16 protein-coding genes are annotated in these 19,428 nt (G+C 48.5%); 11 read left to right on the top strand and 5 right to left on the bottom strand.

All coding sequences use genetic code 11. The features are described from left to right. The first annotated feature begins 106 nt into the window (after positions 1-106). The gene (locus AC2VDX_RS20030; protein ID WP_378184866.1) at positions 107-1,471 is read left to right on the top strand and encodes a PAS domain-containing sensor histidine kinase; all 1,365 of its coding nucleotides are present in this window, start codon (positions 107-109) and stop codon (positions 1,469-1,471) included. A 291-nt stretch (positions 1,472-1,762) separates the two neighbouring features. On the opposite strand, the gene AC2VDX_RS20035 is transcribed toward AC2VDX_RS20030, so the two are convergent. Continuing rightward, positions 1,763-3,043 (bottom strand): ABC transporter substrate-binding protein, encoded by a 1,281-nt coding sequence (locus AC2VDX_RS20035; protein ID WP_378184863.1) that lies wholly within the window; start codon positions 3,041-3,043, stop codon positions 1,763-1,765. Positions 3,044-3,273: 230 nt separating this feature from the next. Between AC2VDX_RS20035 and pilM the strand changes: the two genes are divergently transcribed. The 7 genes from pilM to AC2VDX_RS20070 all read left to right on the top strand — a co-directional run bounded on the left by pilM (position 3,274) and on the right by AC2VDX_RS20070 (position 12,117). Next, positions 3,274-4,377: a type IV pilus assembly protein PilM gene (gene pilM, locus AC2VDX_RS20040; protein WP_378184861.1), complete on the top strand. Its 1,104-nt coding sequence runs from the start codon at positions 3,274-3,276 to the stop codon at positions 4,375-4,377. Positions 4,378-4,381: 4 nt separating this feature from the next. After that, positions 4,382-5,182 (top strand): PilN domain-containing protein, encoded by an 801-nt coding sequence (locus tag AC2VDX_RS20045; protein WP_378184859.1) that lies wholly within the window; start codon positions 4,382-4,384, stop codon positions 5,180-5,182. Continuing rightward, positions 5,179-5,970, top strand: coding sequence for a pilus assembly protein (locus AC2VDX_RS20050; RefSeq protein WP_378184857.1), 792 nt, complete (start codon positions 5,179-5,181; stop codon positions 5,968-5,970). The genes AC2VDX_RS20045 and AC2VDX_RS20050 overlap by 4 nt, the downstream gene beginning before the upstream one ends. 81 nt (positions 5,971-6,051) lie before the next feature. Beyond that, positions 6,052-8,781 carry an AMIN domain-containing protein gene (locus tag AC2VDX_RS20055; RefSeq protein ID WP_378184855.1) on the top strand — a complete coding sequence of 910 codons (2,730 nt, stop codon included), beginning with the start codon at positions 6,052-6,054 and terminating at the stop codon, positions 8,779-8,781. A gap of 359 nt (positions 8,782-9,140) precedes the next feature. Next, complete coding sequence (locus AC2VDX_RS20060; protein WP_378184853.1) at positions 9,141-9,422, top strand: HU family DNA-binding protein; 282 nt, start codon at positions 9,141-9,143, stop codon at positions 9,420-9,422. A 26-nt stretch (positions 9,423-9,448) separates the two neighbouring features. Next, a complete protein-coding gene (gene cobD, locus AC2VDX_RS20065; protein ID WP_378184851.1) occupies positions 9,449-10,525 on the top strand; it encodes a threonine-phosphate decarboxylase CobD in 1,077 nt (358 codons plus the stop codon). An 89-nt stretch (positions 10,526-10,614) separates the two neighbouring features. Continuing rightward, entirely contained in the window at positions 10,615-12,117 is a 1,503-nt protein-coding gene (locus AC2VDX_RS20070) for a dihydrolipoyl dehydrogenase family protein (RefSeq protein ID WP_378184849.1), read from the top strand. A gap of 24 nt (positions 12,118-12,141) precedes the next feature. On the opposite strand, the gene AC2VDX_RS20075 is transcribed toward AC2VDX_RS20070, so the two are convergent. The 3 genes from AC2VDX_RS20075 to AC2VDX_RS20085 are packed head-to-tail and all read right to left on the bottom strand — an operon-like array spanning position 12,142 to position 15,203. Continuing rightward, positions 12,142-14,016, bottom strand: coding sequence for an FAD-dependent thymidylate synthase (locus AC2VDX_RS20075; RefSeq protein ID WP_378184847.1), 1,875 nt, complete (start codon positions 14,014-14,016; stop codon positions 12,142-12,144). Between the two features lie 12 nt (positions 14,017-14,028). Next, the gene (gene dcd / locus AC2VDX_RS20080) at positions 14,029-14,610 is read right to left on the bottom strand and encodes a dCTP deaminase (RefSeq protein WP_378184846.1); all 582 of its coding nucleotides are present in this window, start codon (positions 14,608-14,610) and stop codon (positions 14,029-14,031) included. Between the two features lie 56 nt (positions 14,611-14,666). Next, complete coding sequence (locus AC2VDX_RS20085) at positions 14,667-15,203, bottom strand: P-loop NTPase family protein (RefSeq protein ID WP_378184979.1); 537 nt, start codon at positions 15,201-15,203, stop codon at positions 14,667-14,669. A gap of 285 nt (positions 15,204-15,488) precedes the next feature. On the opposite strand from AC2VDX_RS20085, the gene AC2VDX_RS20090 reads away from it, so the two are divergent. Then, positions 15,489-16,052: an adenylate kinase gene (locus AC2VDX_RS20090; protein WP_378184844.1), complete on the top strand. Its 564-nt coding sequence runs from the start codon at positions 15,489-15,491 to the stop codon at positions 16,050-16,052. A gap of 401 nt (positions 16,053-16,453) precedes the next feature. Here AC2VDX_RS20090 and AC2VDX_RS20095 read toward each other — a convergent pair whose 3' ends face one another. After that, positions 16,454-17,722 carry a bifunctional folylpolyglutamate synthase/dihydrofolate synthase gene (locus AC2VDX_RS20095; RefSeq protein ID WP_378184842.1) on the bottom strand — a complete coding sequence of 423 codons (1,269 nt, stop codon included), beginning with the start codon at positions 17,720-17,722 and terminating at the stop codon, positions 16,454-16,456. A 164-nt stretch (positions 17,723-17,886) separates the two neighbouring features. Here AC2VDX_RS20095 and AC2VDX_RS20100 point away from each other — a divergent pair, with 164 nt between their 5' ends. After that, on the top strand, positions 17,887-18,579 hold the full coding sequence (locus tag AC2VDX_RS20100; RefSeq protein WP_378184840.1) for a hypothetical protein: 693 nt from the start codon (positions 17,887-17,889) through the stop codon (positions 18,577-18,579). A 46-nt stretch (positions 18,580-18,625) separates the two neighbouring features. Then, positions 18,626-19,315 carry an AAA family ATPase gene (locus AC2VDX_RS20105; RefSeq protein WP_486928233.1) on the top strand — a complete coding sequence of 230 codons (690 nt, stop codon included), beginning with the start codon at positions 18,626-18,628 and terminating at the stop codon, positions 19,313-19,315. The last annotated feature ends 113 nt before the right edge of the window (positions 19,316-19,428 follow it).

A 19,428-nucleotide genomic window follows, 5' to 3' on the forward strand; every position in this document is an offset into this window, starting at 1 on the left:
CATTTAGGGCACTTTCAGCTAATCTGATTTTCAAATTGCTCAAAAAGCAAAATGGGTGCTTCAATAGCTTAACAAAAGTTTAAAAAAGGTATTTATCAATAATTTCATGAGTTTTCACCTAAAAGGAGAGCGGTTTACCCAGAAAATAGAAACTGCACGCCACCGCGCAGCGGCGTTACAGCAGCGTGTCAGCGAATCGCCCCGGCAACAACCAGAGCTGCTAGCGGTATCGCTGGAGGAATTAAAAACCGCCTTAGAAGAATTGCACGTAGCCGAAGAAGAACTGCGCCAACAGAATGAGACTTTGCTAGCGACGAGGGGGGCATTGGAAGCGGAACGCCAACGCTACCAAGACCTATTCGAGTTGGCTCCAGACGGCTATCTGGTGACAGATACAGCTGGAACGATTCGGGAAGCCAACCGTGCCGCCACCGAGCTTCTCGGTGTCTCCCACACTTACCTGGTGGGCAAACCGCTAATCATATTTGTGCCTGAAGAAGCTCGTCGAGCCTTTCGTTCCCAACTGAATCAGCTCCCTAAAATCGGCTTACTTCAGGAGTGGGAGGTGCGACTAAAATCGCGTCAAGGCAATCTCTTTGATGCTGCTTTGACTGTCGCTAACGTCCAAGATAAGCAAGGTAAGGCGTCTTCTCTACGCTGGATGCTACGCGATATTACCGCCCGCAAGCAAGGGGAGGAAAAAATTCGCTTTTATCATCTGCAAAATTTGCAACTTCAAGAAGAAGTCCGGCTGAAGTCGCAGTTTTTGGCGCTGATGTCCCACGAACTGCGGACTCCGATGAACGCGATTCTAGGCTTTTCGCAACTGTTGATGCGCCAAGCTCAGCATCAGCTGGGTCAAAACCAACTAAATATGCTAGAACGCATTTTTAATAGTGGCAAACACCTGCTCAAGCTGATTGAGGATATTCTGGACTTCTCTAAGCTGGAGGCGGGACGCCTGGATTTAAACTTGGAAGAATTTAACTTAGCCGAGCTAGTCGAGCAAACAGTGGAAGAACTCCAGAGTTTGGCTCAGCAGAAGCACTTATCAGTGCATATTCACGCTTGTCTCGATAACCCTTGTGTTGTGAATGACAGTAATCGCCTGCGGCAGGTATTAGTCAATCTTCTTTCCAATGCGATTAAGTTTACCGATTCGGGTAGCATAACCGTGGACGCTTGCGAACCGGCACCCGACCAAATAGCGATCGCCATCAGCGATACTGGTATTGGTATCGATCCGTCGGAAATCCAACAAATTTTTCAGGAATTTCGGCAACTCAGTCAAAGCCTGACGCGCACTTATGGTGGTACGGGTTTGGGGCTTGCCATTACTGATCGATTGGTTCGCATGATGCACGGAAAAATTCAAGTAGAAAGTCAGCCAGGAGAGGGTTCAACTTTCCGGCTAGAGTTGCCCCGTGAAGTCACATCAAGTGCCAATAATTCTACGATAATCTCAACCTAACTCCCCAGCCCCCTTCCCTACTAGGGAAGCTACGGTGTACACACATCTTTGGTTAAGTTGCAGAACGTTGATTGATCTTCAATTGCATCCCCCGATAAATTGGGGGACTTTGAATTCCATTTCCCCCCTTTTTACTAGCGTTAGCGTTCGCGTAGCGGCGCGGATGCGCGAGAGGGATGCGCTCTCTTCGCGGGGGCTAGGGGGGATCTCGAGACGATTCATCAGGAACAGAGATGTGCGTACACGGTAGCTCCGATTCCGGGGAGGGGTTGGGGAGCGAACAGCGAATCCTTACCGTTGATTCCACGCTAAAGCTGCATCCGCAACTGCTTTCTCCACTGTCTTTTCCCCCAACATCGCTGCTTGCAAATTTTCATAAATTGCCTTCTGCAACTTGTTGAGATCCTTCATCGCCGGGACTAAAACCTCTGCCGCTGTCAATTGGCTGGCACTAATGACGCGAGCTTGTTCCACTGGCGACACCTTAGCACTACTGGCTATCTGGCGTTGGTACTCTTGCACTGCCTGAACTGTAGACGGCAACACGTTCGCCGCCTTGGCAAAAGCCAGCTGATTTTCATCGTTCGTGACAAATAAAGCAAATTTGAGGGCGTCATCCGGCTTCTGAGTGTCGCGGGGAATCACCAGATTCATCACTGCTACATTCTTTTTACCAGTTTCGCCAGTAATCTGGGGTGCCGCAGCGGAGACTTGCGCGATCGCTGGTGCATTCTTCTCAATCGTCGCCATAAACTCTGCACCCGAAGCCAGCACAGCCGTTTCACCCGCTTGGTACAGTTCTATTGCACGTCGATGTCCTTGTGTCAATACCTCCTGGGGTAACAGCTTCTTCTGGTAAAGGTCTACCCAATATTGAAACGCCGCTTTCCCTGCGGGTGTATTAAAAGCCGCCTCTCCTTTGGCATCCACCAATTGAACCCCCATCTGTACCATAGATTCCAGCACCTCAGCCGAATCTTCTGGAACCAAGGTCACAAAAAACGCATACTTGCCGGTTTTTTCCTTAATTTGCTGAGCGACTTGTGCTAATTCAGCATAAGTCGCCGGGGGTTTGCTCACACCTGCTACTTTAAACAAATCCTGGTTGTAAATCGTCACCCGCGTCGTTAAATACCAAGGAATGCCAAAACTTTGGTCGCTGAGCGTGCTAGCCTTCCATATATTAGGGAGATATTGCTGGCGCACCGCTTGGGGAACTTTAGTATCTAAATCCAACCAGGCATTGCGCGACGCCAACTGGGAGGCAAAGTCCGGATTCAGGTTCACGACATCGGGTGCCGTTTTCGCTGAAACCGCCGTCAGGATTTTGCTTTCCATCGCACTCCAGGGTACATCTACCCAGCGCACTTTGACGCCGGTATTTTCGGCTTCAAAGTTGGCAATCAGTTTGTTGAAATAGTCAGTAAACTGCGGTTGCAGCTGCATCGTCCAGAACTCAATTTCCCCTTTTCCAGATGGGGTAGAGCCTGGGCTACAGCTGATAACCCAGCTGAGAATGAACCCCAACAGGGTACATACGCCCAATCGTCTCCAGGTTTTCCTACGGATCATGTAAATTGCAATTCCACTTTCAGCGCTAGCAGTAACCCAGCTAGCAGTAACTCATCCTACCTGATGAGGTATATCTAATGGTACGGAATCTACCAGGGTGTATTTTTGTCTCTACCGATGTGTTTGTCAGCTAGATTGGGTACCATAAATCTGTCTCTATCTCCCTACACGCAATCTCTCTTACCTAACTAAACTTTCTTTTTTCTGCTTCCCTCAGCAAACCTAAAGATATGTTCACCCGGTTTAAAGGATTATTAGCTAAACGTACCAAAGGAATTGGTATAGAAATTGCCCCTGAACGGATTAATATTGCTCAACTACGCAAGCAGGGTCAAGGATTCAAATTAACAACGCTATCCTCTAAAGAAGTTCCGGAAGGGGTCTTTCAAGAAGGCAAGATTATGGATGCCCCGACTTTAGCCGAACTGATTAAGGAAGCGATCGCTGAAAGTAAGATAAAAGTCCAGAACGTCGCCACTGCCGTATCGGGGCGCGAAGCCGTGGTGCGCGTTATCCCAGTGCCTGCGGAACTTGATGACAAAGAGTTGCGGGAAATGGTGTTGGATCACGAAGCCGGTCTCTACTTGCCATTTCCACGGGAAGAAGCAGATGTAGACTACCAGAAGCTGGGATTTTTCACCGATGAAGATGGAATTGAGAAGGTGCAGGTGCTGCTGGTCGCTACCCGCAAGGAAGTGACAGACACCTATATTGAAACCTTCCGGGAAGCTGGATTAAAAATCGATGTATTGGAGATTAGTAGTTTTTCTCTGATTCGGACGATTAGAGAGCAGTTGCGGCAATTTGGCCCTCAAGAAGCTGCCGTTCTGGTGGACATTGAGTTCGACAGCACCGAGATTGCCATCATCGTGGATGGGGTGCCCCAATTCTCCCGTACCGTACCGATTGGGACGTATCAGCTACAGAGTGCCCTGAATCGGGCGATGAATTTACCGACATCGAGAAACACGGAAATCCTGCAAGGGATGACAATTCCCAACACCCCCGTCGATAATGTCCGCACGGGTGCAACGGGGATCAATCCCGGTATGGGAGCTTTAGTTAGAGTATTGGGAGAGCTTGCCGATGAACTGCGTCGCTCTATCGATTTTTATCTAAATCAGAGCGAAAATTTGGAAGTGGCGCAGCTGCTACTCGCTGGGCCAGGAGGAGGAATTGGACAACTGGATGAATTCTTCACGCAACGGTTGAGCTTGCCGACGACGCAAGTAGACCCAGTTGCAGCCCTTTCCTTGGAGATGATAGAGGAAATTTCACCAGTGCAAAGACCGGGATTGGGAGTTGTATTGGGATTAGGACTACGAGAGGTTTAAAGGGATGTATAGCCTAGATATTAATTTTCTTAAGGATCGCCCGGACATCATACGACGCGATGTCCCCGGTGCCAAAGCGCCCTCTGGTAATAAAAACATGACGCCGCTGTTGGCGGGATTGGCAGTCGGTCTGCTGTTGCCAGCAGGGGTTGGGGCGTTGTGGTTTTTGCTGCAAAACCAAACCGAACAATTGACGGCAAAAAAAGCTCAATTGGAACAGCGCTTGAATGAAGGCAAAGCCAAAGAACAGCAGATTCAAGCAATCAACAACGAAACCCAGACAGTTAAAGGAGAAACGCAGGCACTCGCCAGTGTGTTTAATCAATTGGCTCCTTGGTCAGCGATTTTGCAGGATATACGCGATCGCGTCCCACCCGGTCTGCAAATTACCAGCATTGAACAAACCGCTCCAGATCCAGCTACCACCACGGCAGCCCCTAGCCCCACTGCTGCCGCTGCCCCTCCCAGCTCTAACGTGGCAATTAAAGGGTACGCTCGCTCCTTTGATGAAGTGAACGACTTTTTGCTAACGCTACAGCGATCTAAATTATTCGATAGCGAAGATACCCAAATCGTGACTGCCGAGTTGAAAGACAATCAAACCCAGGTGCAACAGCCCCAGGATCAAGGAAATTCCAACGCTAAAGTAGAAATTAAATTGCCAAAAGTGGTGGAATACACCATTAAAACGAGCCTGAGCGATGCCCCGGCTTCCCAATTACTCAGAGAGTGGGAGCGCAAAGGTGCAGTGGGATTGGCGACTCGGCTTAGAAACCTTCAGAACACAGGAGCGCTGCCAAAATGACGGTGAGTCAAGACTTTATACCATCCAATGAAGGCCAAGAGGAGGCTGCCTATCCCAGTGCCTTTGGTATTACGTTCACACCAACAGTCAGCGGTGCCTTGCTGGCAGTGTTGGGTTTAGCAGGAGCAGCTTATTTGGTGGTTAACCTATTGCTGCCTGCGTGGAATTCTTATCAACAACTGCAAACTGAGGTAGAAAACACCCAGGAGCAAATTAATCAACAGGCACAACTCCAGAAAAAAATTGATGAGGCGAAAGTAAACCTAAATAAGGCAAAACAGCAAAAAGCTGCTGTCCTTTCCATGTTTGGTAGCGCGAAAACCCTGGACACCTTAATGCTGGATATCAATCGTTTTGTTAAGGCAAGACAAGGCAAATTGACCAAGTATGAGCCAAGAAGAAACGATGCCGCTGATGCCAACAGTAATGACATTATTAATGATGGCTCTTTAGGACCAGAAGTCAATGGTAAGCTCAAACGTAAGGTATACAATGTAAGTTTTGAAGGCGACTACGGACAAACCCAATCCATTCTGAGAAGTCTAGAGCGACTCCAGCAACTGCTAGTAGTAAAAGACTTGAAATCAGAGTTGAAAGAGGCGGCGACCAGTCAGAAAATTACGGTAAACCGGCAGGGTCAAATTGTCCCCAGTGGCAAACCAAAAGAGCGAACCTTGATTAACACCTCTTTTAAGTTAGAGGTGCTGCTGCCATTATCGGAGCAGGAAGCGAAAGAGGCGGCGGCAGCGGCAGCGGCAGCGGCGGCGGCAGCTCAACCAGCCCAGTAGGAGACAGCGAGTAGGTGACGAGAATTCGACCTGAAAGCTGTTATTCAGGTGCAAAAATTGCTTTTGTGTGAGGAGGAAACGGTGAAACAGCTATCAATATTGGGTGGAATCTTGCTCGGTTCAGCACTGGTTCTACCCGGAACACAACGGGTCTTAGCAGCTGCCACGCAAGTAACCGCTGTGCAACTCAATCCCACGGATAACGGTGTTGAAGTGATGTTAAAGACATCTGAGGGCGATACCCCCGGTCAGGACTCTGTCCTACGCCCTCAGATGTTCACACTCAGCCGTGGTAATGAGTTAATGGCAGATGTACGGAATGTCAAGCTGAGCTTACCTGAGGGAGACAGCTTCCGTCAGGAAAACCCAGCTCCTGGCATTAAGTCAGTCGTCGTGAGCCAGCGGGATGACAATAGCGTCCGAGTAACGGTCAGCGCTGCTAACAGCACACCGACCGGGCAGATTAGCCAGAACAAGGAGGGGGGAATAACCTTAAACGTTAACTCTGTTGTGCCGCCGACCGGAGTAACCCCGGCGACGCTCTCCTCCCAGACACCTGTTAATTCTTCTCCTACTGCACCTGCACCTACGGCCCAGACGCCACCGGCTCCAAACCGACTCGCTCAAACGCCAATTCCGGGCGGTGTATTCCCCCAAACGCCAGCTGGTCAAATCCCACAGGCTCCAACACCCAGTGGCATAACCCCTACCCTAGGGCTACCAGGAGTTCCTTCGCAAACGCCTCAACCAGTCATAAACCCGCCAAACCCAGACGTTCTGGTACCCAACCCGCGCATTACCATTGACGGAGTTCCGGCTCCAGCGGCTGGGACAGTGCAACCCGTCAGTCCGGCACCACCTTTCTTGCCGAGAGCGATCGCGCCCCCAGTCGGCGATATTACCACCTCCAACACCAATGCTGCCCCCGCTGTCATCGATCTCGGTACATCTGAGCGCGTACCCCGCTTAGTGTTGCGGGATGCCCCAGTCAGAGAAGTTTTAGGGCTACTTGCCCGTTCTGCTGGTCTCAACCTTGCCTTTACGGGAGGCTCGGCAGCTGGTACTCCTGGGCAACCAGCCCCCGCTCCGGGTGGTGCAACTACCGAGGGGGGACCTACCATTTCCCTCGATATCGAAAACGAACCAGTTCAAGATGTCTTCAACTACGTCCTTCAGTTGAGCGGCTTGGAAGCCAACCGAGTTGGACGAACAATTTTTGTGGGTGCCAGACTGCCCGACGATGCTCGAAATATCATCACGCGCAGCCTGCGACTCAATCAAGTCCCGGTCACGGCGGCTGCAAACTTCTTGACGACCCAAGGGGCAGAGACTCAAATCCCTACAGAGCAAATTCAAATTCAGACCATTGGAGAGGGAGCCGCCGCTCGAACCGTAGAAATCAGAACGCCAAGCATTCTAGCACTCAGAGCCACCGAGGGAAATGCCCCCTTACTACTCAAAGGGTTAGCAGTGTCAGCCGACGAGCGACTCAATGCCATCACTCTGGTTGGCTCTCCTCGCAAAGTTGAAATTGCGACAAACCTTCTGACCCAGCTAGATGCCCGCCGTCGTCAGGTGGCGGTGAATGTCAAGGTCGTTGATGTCAACCTATTAAACACCAAGGACTTTAATACTAGCTTCTCCTTCGGGATCGGGGATAGTTTCTTCAACGTTGACCGGGGAGCAGCCGTCTTTAACTATGGCGGTGTCAGACCACCTACGGCAGCGCAGACACAGGGGAGTCAGGTTTCTCCAACAGTGATTGCGAACCCCTTTGCAGGTGGAAATACTTTCCTAGATTTCAACAATTCCGTACCTGTTCCCGGAACTGGAACAGGCACCAGAAGCGTGATTATCAATCCGGGCAATAATCCTGCTGTGACGGTTAACGAGACACCAGGAGCGGCTTTATCATTTCCTCAACCTAGCGCGGGAGTTTCAGGAAATCCATTCCGAGCCGGTATAACCGACTTTACACGGGGAACGCCAAACGAAAGTACTGTCACTACAACTCCTGGTACTCCAGGCACTGCTGCTCAATTCATTCCTGCTCCTGCTGGTTCTCCTCCAGGAACCCCTGGGACAATTATTCCTGGTACTGCTGGTACTCCTGCTACTACTACTGCTACCTTCACAGCGGGAACTCTGGGGACAGTTACTACAGCTCTTCCCAGCTTTTTCCAATTCCCCAGCCGGTTTCTATCGTCATTACAGGCGCAGATTCAAAGTGGCAATGCTAAGATTTTGACTGACCCGACTCTGGTTGTCCAGGAAGGACAGTCGGCTACCGTCAATCTGACTCAAGAGGTCGTCGGCAATATTAGGCGGGAAACGGAAACAACCGACAATACTACGAATACAACAGTCACCGCAGAAATTAAGCAGGCAGGTTTAATACTCAATATCAGAGTCGAGCGGATTGACGATAATGGTTTTGTCACTTTAGCTGTAAATCCCACAGTAACTGCGATTGGGGGTCAGCAAAATATAGTCGTTGGTGATGATGTCAACCAAATCGCTTTGCTGACGGTGCGTAACCTGAACTCTGGACAACTTCGCCTGCGAGATGGTCAGACGCTGATTTTGTCAGGCATTATTCAAGATTCAGAGCGAACGACAGTATCTAAAGTGCCAATTTTGGGTGATATTCCTCTGCTGGGTGCCCTGTTTAGAAGTACCAATAAGGTAAATCAGCGACAAGAGGTAATCGTGTTGCTGACGCCTCAGATTATCGATGACTCGTCGCGTGCCGCATTTGGCTACAGCTACACCCCAGGACAAAATGCGCGTCAGATATTGGAGCGTCAGTAACAGGTAGCGCTAGAGTCTTGAGGAGACAAAATACAACTTCCCCCTGTTCGACTTCCGACAGGGGGCTTATTTGTGTCGTAGATGGAGTTTTTGGCTAGGAAATTAGGCTGTGCGACTCTCGAAAAGTGCCCGTTGTCGTAAAATTAGTCAAAAAAATCCTCAAATCTACATAACTTAAAGCTTTCGACGATCCATATCCAGCACGCAGACTTTAGAATAATGCAGTGAAACTTCGAGACAGCGAGAGTTTCAGCTTTTTTGAGGCTAAATTACCCTCGAAGGCTGGTGTCTATAGCCCCTATTTGGGACTTTAGCGCTGTGATAATCACGCCCGTGTAATCCATTTGGAGTGACTAAACATGAATAAAGGTGAATTGGTTGATGCAGTGGCAGACAAGGCTTCTGTCACTAAGAAGCAAGCAGATGCTGTTTTGACGGCTGCCTTGGAAGCTATCATGGAAGCTGTTTCTTCTGGCGATAAGGTGACTTTGGTGGGATTCGGCTCTTTTGAATCGCGGGAACGCAAAGCCCGCGAGGGTCGCAACCCTAAAACTGGGGACAAGATGGAAATCCCAGCAACGAAGGTTCCTGCATTTTCTGCGGGTAAGTTGTTTAAAGAAAAAGTCGCGCCCGAAGAGTAACTACTCATCCAAAGCGGCAATCATCCTTGACTCGGCCTGTTCACGGGGGTAACTTAGCCTGGGCAGCTGCACTGGCAGGCTGTTCCCCCGACCTCATTGTTGATTTTTCTGCCAGTATTAACCCGTTGGGGCCTCCCCAGTCAGCACTCGCAGCGATTGGGGCACATCTGGAGCGCTTACGTGCCTATCCTGACCCAGATTACGGGGAGTTGCGGGTGTCTCTGGGTCAGCTGCACCAACTCCCGCCAGACTGGATTCTGCCTGGGAACGGCTCGGCAGAGTTACTAACCTGGGCAAGTTGGGATTTATCAGAACTGACGGGAACGTGTCTGGTGACACCAGCATTTGGCGACTACTGGCGGGCACTCCGGACGTTTAGCGCCAACGTACTTGAGTGCCCGCTTGCCGATTTTCGATCTTCGATTTTGGATTTGCGATTCCCAATCCAATATCCCAAATCCCACATCCAAAATCGCATGGGTTTACTGGTGAATAATCCACACAATCCCACGGGTCAGATGTTTTTGCGGGAGACTCTGATACCTTATCTGGAGCAATTTGCTCTGGTGGTGATGGACGAAGCCTTTATGGATTTTCTGCCGCCAGACCAGCAGCAAAGCCTAATTCCAGTGGTGCAAGAGTACCCGAATTTGGTGATTTTGCGATCGCTCACCAAGTTCTACAGTCTGCCAGGGCTGCGCTTAGGTTATGCTATAGCTCACCCAGACCGCCTGCGGCGCTGGCAACAGTGGCGCGATCCTTGGCCCGTAAACACCTTGGCTGCTGCCGCTGGTGTCGCTGTGGTAAAGGATACACAATTTCAACAGCAAACCTGGGATTGGTTGGAACCGGCAAAGTCCCACCTGTTTCAAGGTTTGGCGCAAATACCGGGATTGCAACCGCTACCGAGTGCCGCTAACTTTTTACTGGTTGAGTCAGAACAACCCAGTAGCGAAGTACAGGAAAAACTTCTCAAGCAGAGTAAAATTCTGATTCGTGACTGCTTGAGCTTTCCAGAATTGGGCGATCGCTACTTCCGAGTCGCCGTGCGTTCCGAAGTTGATAACCAGCGCCTAATCGACGGTCTAGCTGCAATCTTGTAATCGCTAATGGCTAATTGTTCATTTTTCCCATTAGCCATTAGCCATAAATAATTAGCAATCAGCAATTAACAACTGACAAAGAACAAATCATGGCAGTTGAGTACGACTTAGTCGTAATAGGCGGCACAGAGGCAGGGCGTCATGCCGCAGTTGCTGCTGCCAACCTGCAAGCCCGCGTCGCCTTAGTCGAACCCCAGCCGCCTCCTGAGGGGCAACGCTGGCGATCGTCCCTACAGTTAGGGTCTATCTATAGCAAAGCTTTGACTCAGGTTAGGCGAGTTATTCACCCCCTGAGTGACGCCGATCGATTCGGTGTCCCCTGGGATCTAGCTGATTCCACAGAACAGCGAACCGTTCCAGGGGTGCGATTCACCGAGGCAATCCAGTGGGCGGATAGCGTCGTCTCCACTTTAGAAGAACAACATTCTCCAGCGATTTTGGCTTCTTTGGGCGTTGATGTGATTGTTGGAGAGGGAGAATTTTGCCGAAAACCTTACCTCGCCTTTGTCGTCAACGGACGGAGATTGCGATCGCGTGCCTACCTGATTGCCACGGGTTCTCGTCCTGGGATTGCAGAAATTGACGGACTCCAAGCCACCGGCTATCTGACGCCGACAGATATTTGGCAGCAATCCCCCGAACAGCTACCTGTAGATGCATCTCGCCGCCCCTGCTGGGTGGTGATTGGCGGTGGCGCATCTGGCACCGAACTGGCGCAGACTTTATCTCGGTTGGGCGCAGATGTCACCCTGGTGGTACGCAGTTCCCACATTCTGCCGAAAGAAGACCCAGAGGCGGCGAGAGTGGTGCATTCCCAGCTAGAAATTGAGGGCGTCCGGGTTCTGACTCAAACAGAGGTGACACAAGTCAAACGAATTGACGGCAAAAAGTGGGTTCTAGCTGGCAACAAAGCTATCGAAGCTGATGAAATTTTGCTGTGTACGCGATCGCAACCGAATGTCACATCTTTAAACTTGCAAGGAGTTGGCGTCAAGATGAATCGCCGTGGCATGGAGTTGAACGAGAAACTGCAAACAACGAACCCCCGCATCTACGCTTGTGGTGACGTTGCTGGGGGTTATCAAGCTGCCCACATTGCCCAGTACGAAGCCTGCATCGCCCTAAAAAATGCTTTGTTTGCGCCCATTTTCAAAGTAGACTATCGCGGCATTCCTACAGGCGTTTTTTCGGAACCGATGCTGGCGCGGGTTGGCTTAACCGAGGTGCAAGCGAGACGCCAGTACGGTAAAGATGTCTTAGTGTTGCGACAATATTTCAAGACAGTGGCAGCAGCCCAGATATTAGGGGAAATCACGGGATTTTGTAAAATTCTGGTGCGTCGCAATGGAGAAATTCTGGGCGCAACGCTAGTGGGAATGGAAGCGGGTGAGTTAATGGGAGCGATCGCGATCGCCATGCGGCAGAAAATCAAAGTGGATGCTCTGTGCCAACTGCCTGCCATTTCTCCCACCCTATCAGAAATTATTCAGCTAACCGCTAACGAGTGGCACCAACAACGATTAAGCAATAACACCCGCCTGCAAGACTTCTTAGAAGGCTTTTTTAACCTGCGGCGGTCATGGTCTTCATAAGCATATAAAGCTTATTTTAGCAAGCTATGGAGCTAACTTTGCCTTTTTTGCTCGGTTTTCCAAATACCATTGAGCGATCGCCGGAGTCCATTGTTCAAAATGACGATAGAGCAACTCGCAAAACTTTTGCGCCTCTAATTGGGCATCTTTTTTCCATCTTAGGTCTAAAAGATGCATGAGCGATCGCACATTACAACTCAGCACAAAATGCTGTCTGGCATCAAAAGGAATCATCCCTCTAGCGTGTTCTTCTGAAAGTCCTTCATCTATACGTTTCTTATAATGTTTGCAGGCCGAAACGCACCATTGCAAATCATCCTGACGTTGTTCTTCCGAATACAAATAGCGTTTTCCTTGACGGTTCGTATAGTTACCAACGGGACGTAAATAGAAAGCTTCTTCTATATCTAATTTGCCCTCCGTTACATCAACAATTCTTTGCCCTGTATAGCGAAAAGAATTGTGAACTACAACTCCATTACCTACAAAATTATGCCATTTTCCAGCAACTTCTAAATCGTAAGTTCTTTGTAGTCCGAGGTATCGCACCTGGACAACTTTCATCGGGTGAGCTTTTAGCTTGTGGCCTATCGGTTTAGGTTTTTCGGGAAGCTCTTGGATCGGAAGAAAGTTTTGGGCAAACTTTAGTTCTAATCCTTGATTGTGGATTTGTCGATGACAATTTTGACAATCAAGGATTAGATTGTCAAAATCATAAGCTTGTTCTGGGTGTGAGTAAACTGGAAGTAAGTGATGTGCATGAAGTTGACCCCCACGAACACCACACTGCTGACAAGTAAAGTCAAACTTCTCGTGAATTTGAGGTGCAATCGTACGAGTCCAGGCTCCGATAGCAACTCGTTCTTCAGTTACTCCACCTTTCCAAAAATGACTGTCCGCACCTCGACGTGTAAATAGCTTTGCTCTTTCCCTTCTTTGCTGTCGCTGTTCAGAAGTTAGGTTTAAAACGTAAGCTCCCCGAAATCCTTTATTCCAAGGGTTTTTCGTTCCAGGCTTGCACTTATTTAGATTTAGCTTGTGGTTATAAACCCACTTTTTGATAGCCTCAACCGAACACCCAGCCTTCTCAGCCATCTGTTGAGCAGTTAATCCGGCTGATAGTTGCTCAATGAGCCAACTTCTTTCTCGATACAATCCTTCGCCAACAATTACTCCATTTGTCATTAAGTAGCAATCAGGCTGATAAGAAAGAACTTCTTGGTTCGTGTTAGTAATTAATCCAATCGCTTCTTTCATCTTCTGCCAACCTTGTTTGGTGAGAAGACGATGCTCAGCAGTACAGTCTAATGTCCTACCATCTTCAAGAGTTAACCGATAAACAGGCTGTATTCCTTGATCGAACACTTCCTGAACATGACCAATTTCAAAAACCCCAGTATCTTCATTAAGAACTCTGAGGTTCATGTTCCTAAGACGGGATTTAGAATCTCTTCGATATTCTCCCGGTAGTTCTCCGTGGCGACCCTTAATTTTTCTTTCGCGGATAGCCTTTTCACCATTTGCCCATAAATCGTAAAGCTCGGCAATTTTTATCTTTCTCAAACCACCTGAAGCCTTGACAAATGTTACCTCAGTATCTCCGCTCAGACATTGGACATCAAAGCTCACGCCGACGCGATGAGTGCGGAGTTGCTGCATCATTGAGTGCGGGAAATAACCCACATTCACTGTAATTTGAGGATGTTCCAGAGGGCCGTAATGTCCGCGATCGCCTGATAATAAATGTTTAATAATCAGTTCGCCACTTCGCTCCTCATCAGGCCAGCGATCGCAACTATCCCAAACCAACTCTTCGGAGTAATCTTGATGCATTGCTGCCCAAATAACTTGTTGGGGATTCGGCGTGGCAGCAACTACCTCAACACGAAAGTATTTCACCTGAGTATTTCCTTATATTCGTGCTATAACAATTTTTTCCGGCTGATCTTGATATTTACCCTGCCGAGATTCATAGCTCACCTCGCAAGGTTTACCCTCAAAAAATAACAGTTGCACAATTCCTTCATTGGGGTAAATACGGCAATCTGCATTTGATGAATTGGAAACCTCTAGGGTTAAATGTCCTCTCCAACCAGCCTCAGCAGGCGTTAGATTGCAGATAATCCCGCATCGCGCATACGTGCTTTTCCCAATGCACAATACAGTAATATTTTCAGGCACTTCTAGTCTTTCTAATGCCACGCCTAATCCATAGGTATGAGCGGGCAGAATGAAATAGCTACCATTGGCATCGGTATGGAGTTTTGTCTGCTCCAAATTTTCAGGATTAAAGTTTTTGGGATCGACGACTGTGCCGGGAATATGCCTGAAAATGCGGAATTCCACAGGCGAAAGCCTGATATCGTAACCAAAACTGCTCAGACCAAATGAGATAACAGGTAAATCGTCCACACGACGAACTAATTTAGGCTCAAAGGGCGAAATCATACCCTTTTGAGCCATTTCAGTAATCCAGATATCGTTCTTAATCACAGGTTCACAAGTAATCCCAACCGGAATACTAGGATAGCGTGAAGTGAGCGCATTCCTTAAGGTCTGTGACTGCGACGTATTTCAGTAATTTGATCGGCGACATCCAGAAGCGCTTGGGGCATTTCTGGGCCAGTCAAAATGATATCTACATGAGCGGGGCGTTTTTCGAGCAGCGCCAGTACCTCAGATTCCGGAATTAAGCCAAAGTTAATCGCTAAGCTCAATTCATCCAGAACGACGAGGGAATATTTGCCGTCGTAGATTACTTTTTGGGTATGTTGCCAAAGCTGGAGTAAAGAGTGAGTTTCCGCCTCGTCGAGGTGCGGGGTATCAATGCAACGGGGTAAGTCGCAGCGAACCCAATCTAGATTTTGCCCTAAGCGCATGGGATGCTCGTGTCCCTGATTAATTCCGCCTTTGAGGAACTGAATCACTAAAACTGGGGTTCCTTGACCGGCAATTCGCAGCGCTTGGGCTATCACGCCGGTAAAAAAGCTGCGGTGAGCGCCGGTAAAAACTTGCACCAGTCCTTCAATAGTGGGGATCAGGCGACGATCTGAATGAAGCGCTGGAGTTTCTAGCTGGGCAACCATAAGGCGAAGTTTAATCGTGAGGAATCTTGAAGAGCGAATCGCTTGCCCCAGAAAGGTTTGGTTAGCAAACGATATGTAGTGTATTTTTTTATTTTGCCTCATAATCAAACACTAGATATATCCATCCGTCAAGAGTTGACTATCCTGAATGGCTTCTTGGCTTTGTCAGTCTCGCGCGATCGCCCGATCAATGGCAAAATAGCCAGCATAGGCTTGGTTGAAAGCTGGATCAAAATTCAGCGTCTAAACAGTGCTTAATTCAATCACACTTCTGAGCAAGGTGCCGTGAGACTGATAATTCTGGGAGGGCCTGGGGCAGGTAAGGGAACGCAGACTGCACTGCTATGTAGTCACCTGGGGATTCCTGGAATTGCCACGGGCGACATTTTGCGGCAAGCGATCGCATCCCAAACTCCCCTCGGTATCCAAGCACAGACCTATGTAGAAAAGGGTGAATTAGTACCCGATCCCGTCATGATCGAATTCATGCGCCAGCGTCTCCAACAGCCGGATGTCAAAGGCGGTTGGCTGTTAGATGGCTATCCTCGCACTGCTTTTCAAGCAGAGGAATTAGACTTTTTGTTGGAAGGTTTGGGGCAACATCTAGATTGGGCAATTTGGCTGGAGGTGCCAGAATCAATGTTGATGAGCCGTTCCAGAGAGCGATCGCGTTCAGACGATCAACCAGAAATCGTACAACGCCGCCTCCAATTATTCCAAGAACGCACGATTCCCATTTTGGAATACTACGAACATCGCCAACGCTTGTTGACTGTCAACGGAAACCAAACCCCAGAGCAAGTGCAGCACGACATTTTGTGCAAAAACTTGGCAGCGAGTGCTGAGTAATACAGGGGCAATACAGCGTTTTCTTTCTGGATGAGGTACAGTCAAGCTTCCAAAATCAAAGGTTTTAGGCGATCCTCGTACCTCACTAGCTTCAAAAGTGCTGTATTATCTGTCTTTTTACAAATAGAGAGGTTCTCATTTGACTCAAAAAAACCTAACCCCCAGCCCCTTCCCTAGCAGGAGAGGGGTTGGGGAGAGGTCACAATGTATGGCAAAGGTAGAACAGAAGGATTTTTGTTCCTCTGCGTTCCTTTGCGCTTACCTTGGCGTTACTTTGCGTTAAAAATAAGCAGGACTCGCCGCACATCACCACATAGTAAGGGCAACCACAGGGGGATTGAACCCGAAAAAACGCTATATGTATAAGCTTTGCGTAAGTCCTGTTTGCGTTAAAAATAAGATTATGTAGGTGCAGCAAAGCGGTTTTGTTTCAGAAAATGACCCAGTAAATAAAGTGAACCGCACAGAACCAATAAACTTTCTGGGGAGATGGCAGCTTCTAATCCAGTGGTGAGATCCGGGTAGGTGCGACAATCAGCTAATTCTGGGCAGATATTTTGAGCAATGGTAGCTAAATATTCTGGATCGGCGGAACTATGATCCGGGACAGGGACTAAGTACAAGCGATCGCCCTTTCTGAGTAATGCACTAAAAATATCAGCATGATCTTTAGTAGAAAGCATCCCCATCACCCAATGAATCGGCGATTTATCCAGGGTATCGACATATTGGCGCAGAGCGATCGCGGCGGCTGGATTATGGGCACCATCGATCAATAACGGATGATTTTGCCAACTTGTCCACTGAAGACGCCCCAGCCATTGAGTTTTTGCCATACCAGAAGCGATCGCTGCTTCGGAAATTTCCCAACCTTGTGAGGAGAGAATTTGCACAGATGCGATCGCTAATGCCGAATTACTCAGCTGAAAATCTCCCAACAAAGGCAAAGGATACTTTATCCCCTGATACTCCACCCTTCTTTCTTCCCTTTGCGTCTTCGCGGTTCCTAACTCCACCGCCGGTTCAGCCCAAACAACCGGACACCCTAACTCAATAATCCGCTGTTGTACCACCGCCCTCGCCTCCTCTGGCAACTGTCCCACGACAGCAGGACATCCCGCCTTGAGGATACCGGCTTTTTCTCTGGCAATATCCGCTAAAGTAGGGCCAAGGTTCTGCCAGTGTTCTCGACTGAGAGAAGTAATAATTGTGACGAGGGGGTTAGGGCATACATTCGTCGCATCCAAACGCCCTCCTAAACCCACTTCCACCACCGCCACATCTACCTGCTGCTGGGCAAAATACAACCAAGCGGCGGCGGTGATGACTTCAAATTGCGTGGGTGACTCTTCACCGGGTGGAATTGCCGCTTGGACTTGTAGCAGCAATTTTTCTAGCGTTTCCAGAGAGATCGCCTGTTCCTTTAGACAGATGCGCTCATTCCAATCCACTAAATGAGGGGAAGTATATCGCCCGACGCGATAACCTGCCTCAGTCAGCACTGCACAGAGGTAAGCACAAACCGATCCTTTGCCATTCGTGCCAGCGACATGAATCATTGGCACTTTGTGGTGCGGGTTGCCCAAGTTTGCCAATAATTTTTGAATGCGCTCTAAACCGAGATGAACGCCAAAGCGCTGAAATGGTTGAAGAATTGAGTCGATATCCACAAGCAACCAGATACTAACTTTTTTTTAATTAAACTTAATGTTTTAGTAAATTGGCTTTTTTACCGTGTCTCATCGCAATTTGCTTGAGAGTGACGGGAACCCTAACTTTGGCTAGATTGAATGGGAATACTAATTGTAGATCGCAATTATCTGGAATTACTGAAATGACAACCAAAGAGAAATCAAAAGATACAGCTAAAGGGTTAAGAGGTACGGAAGCTCAAGCTAAAACTCGCGTGCTTCTTGCTTTGTGGGATATGAAGGGAGCCGATGAGGAAGTTAAAAAAGGTGATTTAACCGAAAGAGTTAAACGGACGCACGAAAAATCAGGGGATTATCAGGGCGTTTTTGAACAGTTGCAAACATCTGGAGCGATCGCTATCTCCAAAAACAAAATATCCCTGTCTGGCAAAGGCGTTGAGATGCTTGGGGAGGGATTGAAAAACGCTGATTTCGAGTTTGACAGCCAAATTGGGGCAAAAACTGCTAATGCTTTGTTGAAGTGGCTTAGAGAGACGGGAACGCTAGCAAATGGGGCGACTGCTACATCGAATCAGGTAACAGGGAAAGCGATCGCGTCCTACGACGAGTTTAAGCCAGTGGCGTTAGAAGTGTACGACCAGCTTAACCGGGATTATAACCTGGACAATCTGGTACCGATTTACCGGATTCGGCGTGAGATTGGGGAACGAGTTACGCGATCGCACTTCAACGAGTGGCTGCTGGAAATGCAAGCCAACGACATTTTTCAGCTAATGGCTGGAGAGATGTCAGGTATCACCCCCGATAAAGCTGAGGACTCAATCACTACTGAACTAAGCGGATTGCGCTACTACGCCAAGCGCTTAAATTCCTAAATTTGAACTTGACCCTTTTTTGTTTGCTTACCTCACACAAATTGCCATGACAAACTTTTCTGCCTCTCCAATTGAACAGCTCAACGCTGCTATCGAAAGTCACAACCCGTTTGCTCTTAAAGGTGCTTCTGTCAGGATTCAGGATGTTTGGGGGCAAGGATTTCCCGATATTCCAACTTTGAACGCCCATGCTTCTGACGCTATTTTTCAAGCGATTAAACAGGTTAGCTCTGGTCAAGGCAAAGTTACCTCTATCGCCATAACAGCTGAACAAGGAGTTGGCAAAACTCACCTTATTAGTCGCATTCGCCACCGTTTGCAAGCTCAGGGGGGTGCTTTGTTTGTTTACGCCAGTGCTGTTAGGTTTAGTGACTTAGACCGGATTCAATACCAATTCTTGCAAACTTTGGGAGATAGTCTTAGCCAAGTGGGTAGTCAGGGGGTAAAGCAGTGGCAAGAACTAGCTACGGCTATGATAAACCAATCTATAAAAAATAAAAAATCTCCTCCAGAAAGCATTAAACAATTTCCTTTATGGCTCAAAAAACATGGAATGGATAAGCTGACCCAAGCGGTTCTAAGAACGAAACCTCATATCAGCGATCCTGATGTTGTGCGGGCTATTCTATGGACACTCTCAGAAGTTCATGCCCCTTTTGCAATTAAATGGTTGTCTGGTCTTGATATATCTGAAAAAAAAGCTGCTGAACTGGATTTGCCTAAGAGGATGTTTTAAAAGTAGGGTACTGTTGTAAGAAAGCTCACAAAGCTTATGCTGAGATTTGTAGAAACCAGCACCTTGTGAGCGAATGACTAAAGCATATCGTAGCAATCTGACATGGGAACAGT

Source organism: Coleofasciculus sp. H7-1 (assembly GCF_057473865.1).

Excerpts from the sequence above, each read along its gene's own strand:
- AC2VDX_RS20030 (WP_378184866.1), top strand. The coding sequence starts at position 107 with ATGAGTTTTCACCTAAAAGGAGAGCGGTTTACCCAGAAAATAGAAACT.
- AC2VDX_RS20035 (WP_378184863.1), bottom strand. The coding sequence starts at position 3,043 with ATGATCCGTAGGAAAACCTGGAGACGATTGGGCGTATGTACCCTGTTG.
- pilM (WP_378184861.1), top strand. The coding sequence starts at position 3,274 with ATGTTCACCCGGTTTAAAGGATTATTAGCTAAACGTACCAAAGGAATT.
- AC2VDX_RS20045 (WP_378184859.1), top strand. The coding sequence starts at position 4,382 with ATGTATAGCCTAGATATTAATTTTCTTAAGGATCGCCCGGACATCATA.
- AC2VDX_RS20050 (WP_378184857.1), top strand. The coding sequence starts at position 5,179 with ATGACGGTGAGTCAAGACTTTATACCATCCAATGAAGGCCAAGAGGAG.
- AC2VDX_RS20060 (WP_378184853.1), top strand. The coding sequence starts at position 9,141 with ATGAATAAAGGTGAATTGGTTGATGCAGTGGCAGACAAGGCTTCTGTC.
- AC2VDX_RS20070 (WP_378184849.1), top strand. The coding sequence starts at position 10,615 with ATGGCAGTTGAGTACGACTTAGTCGTAATAGGCGGCACAGAGGCAGGG.
- AC2VDX_RS20085 (WP_378184979.1), bottom strand. The coding sequence starts at position 15,203 with ATGGTTGCCCAGCTAGAAACTCCAGCGCTTCATTCAGATCGTCGCCTG.
- AC2VDX_RS20100 (WP_378184840.1), top strand. The coding sequence starts at position 17,887 with ATGACAACCAAAGAGAAATCAAAAGATACAGCTAAAGGGTTAAGAGGT.
- AC2VDX_RS20105 (WP_486928233.1), top strand. The coding sequence starts at position 18,626 with ATGACAAACTTTTCTGCCTCTCCAATTGAACAGCTCAACGCTGCTATC.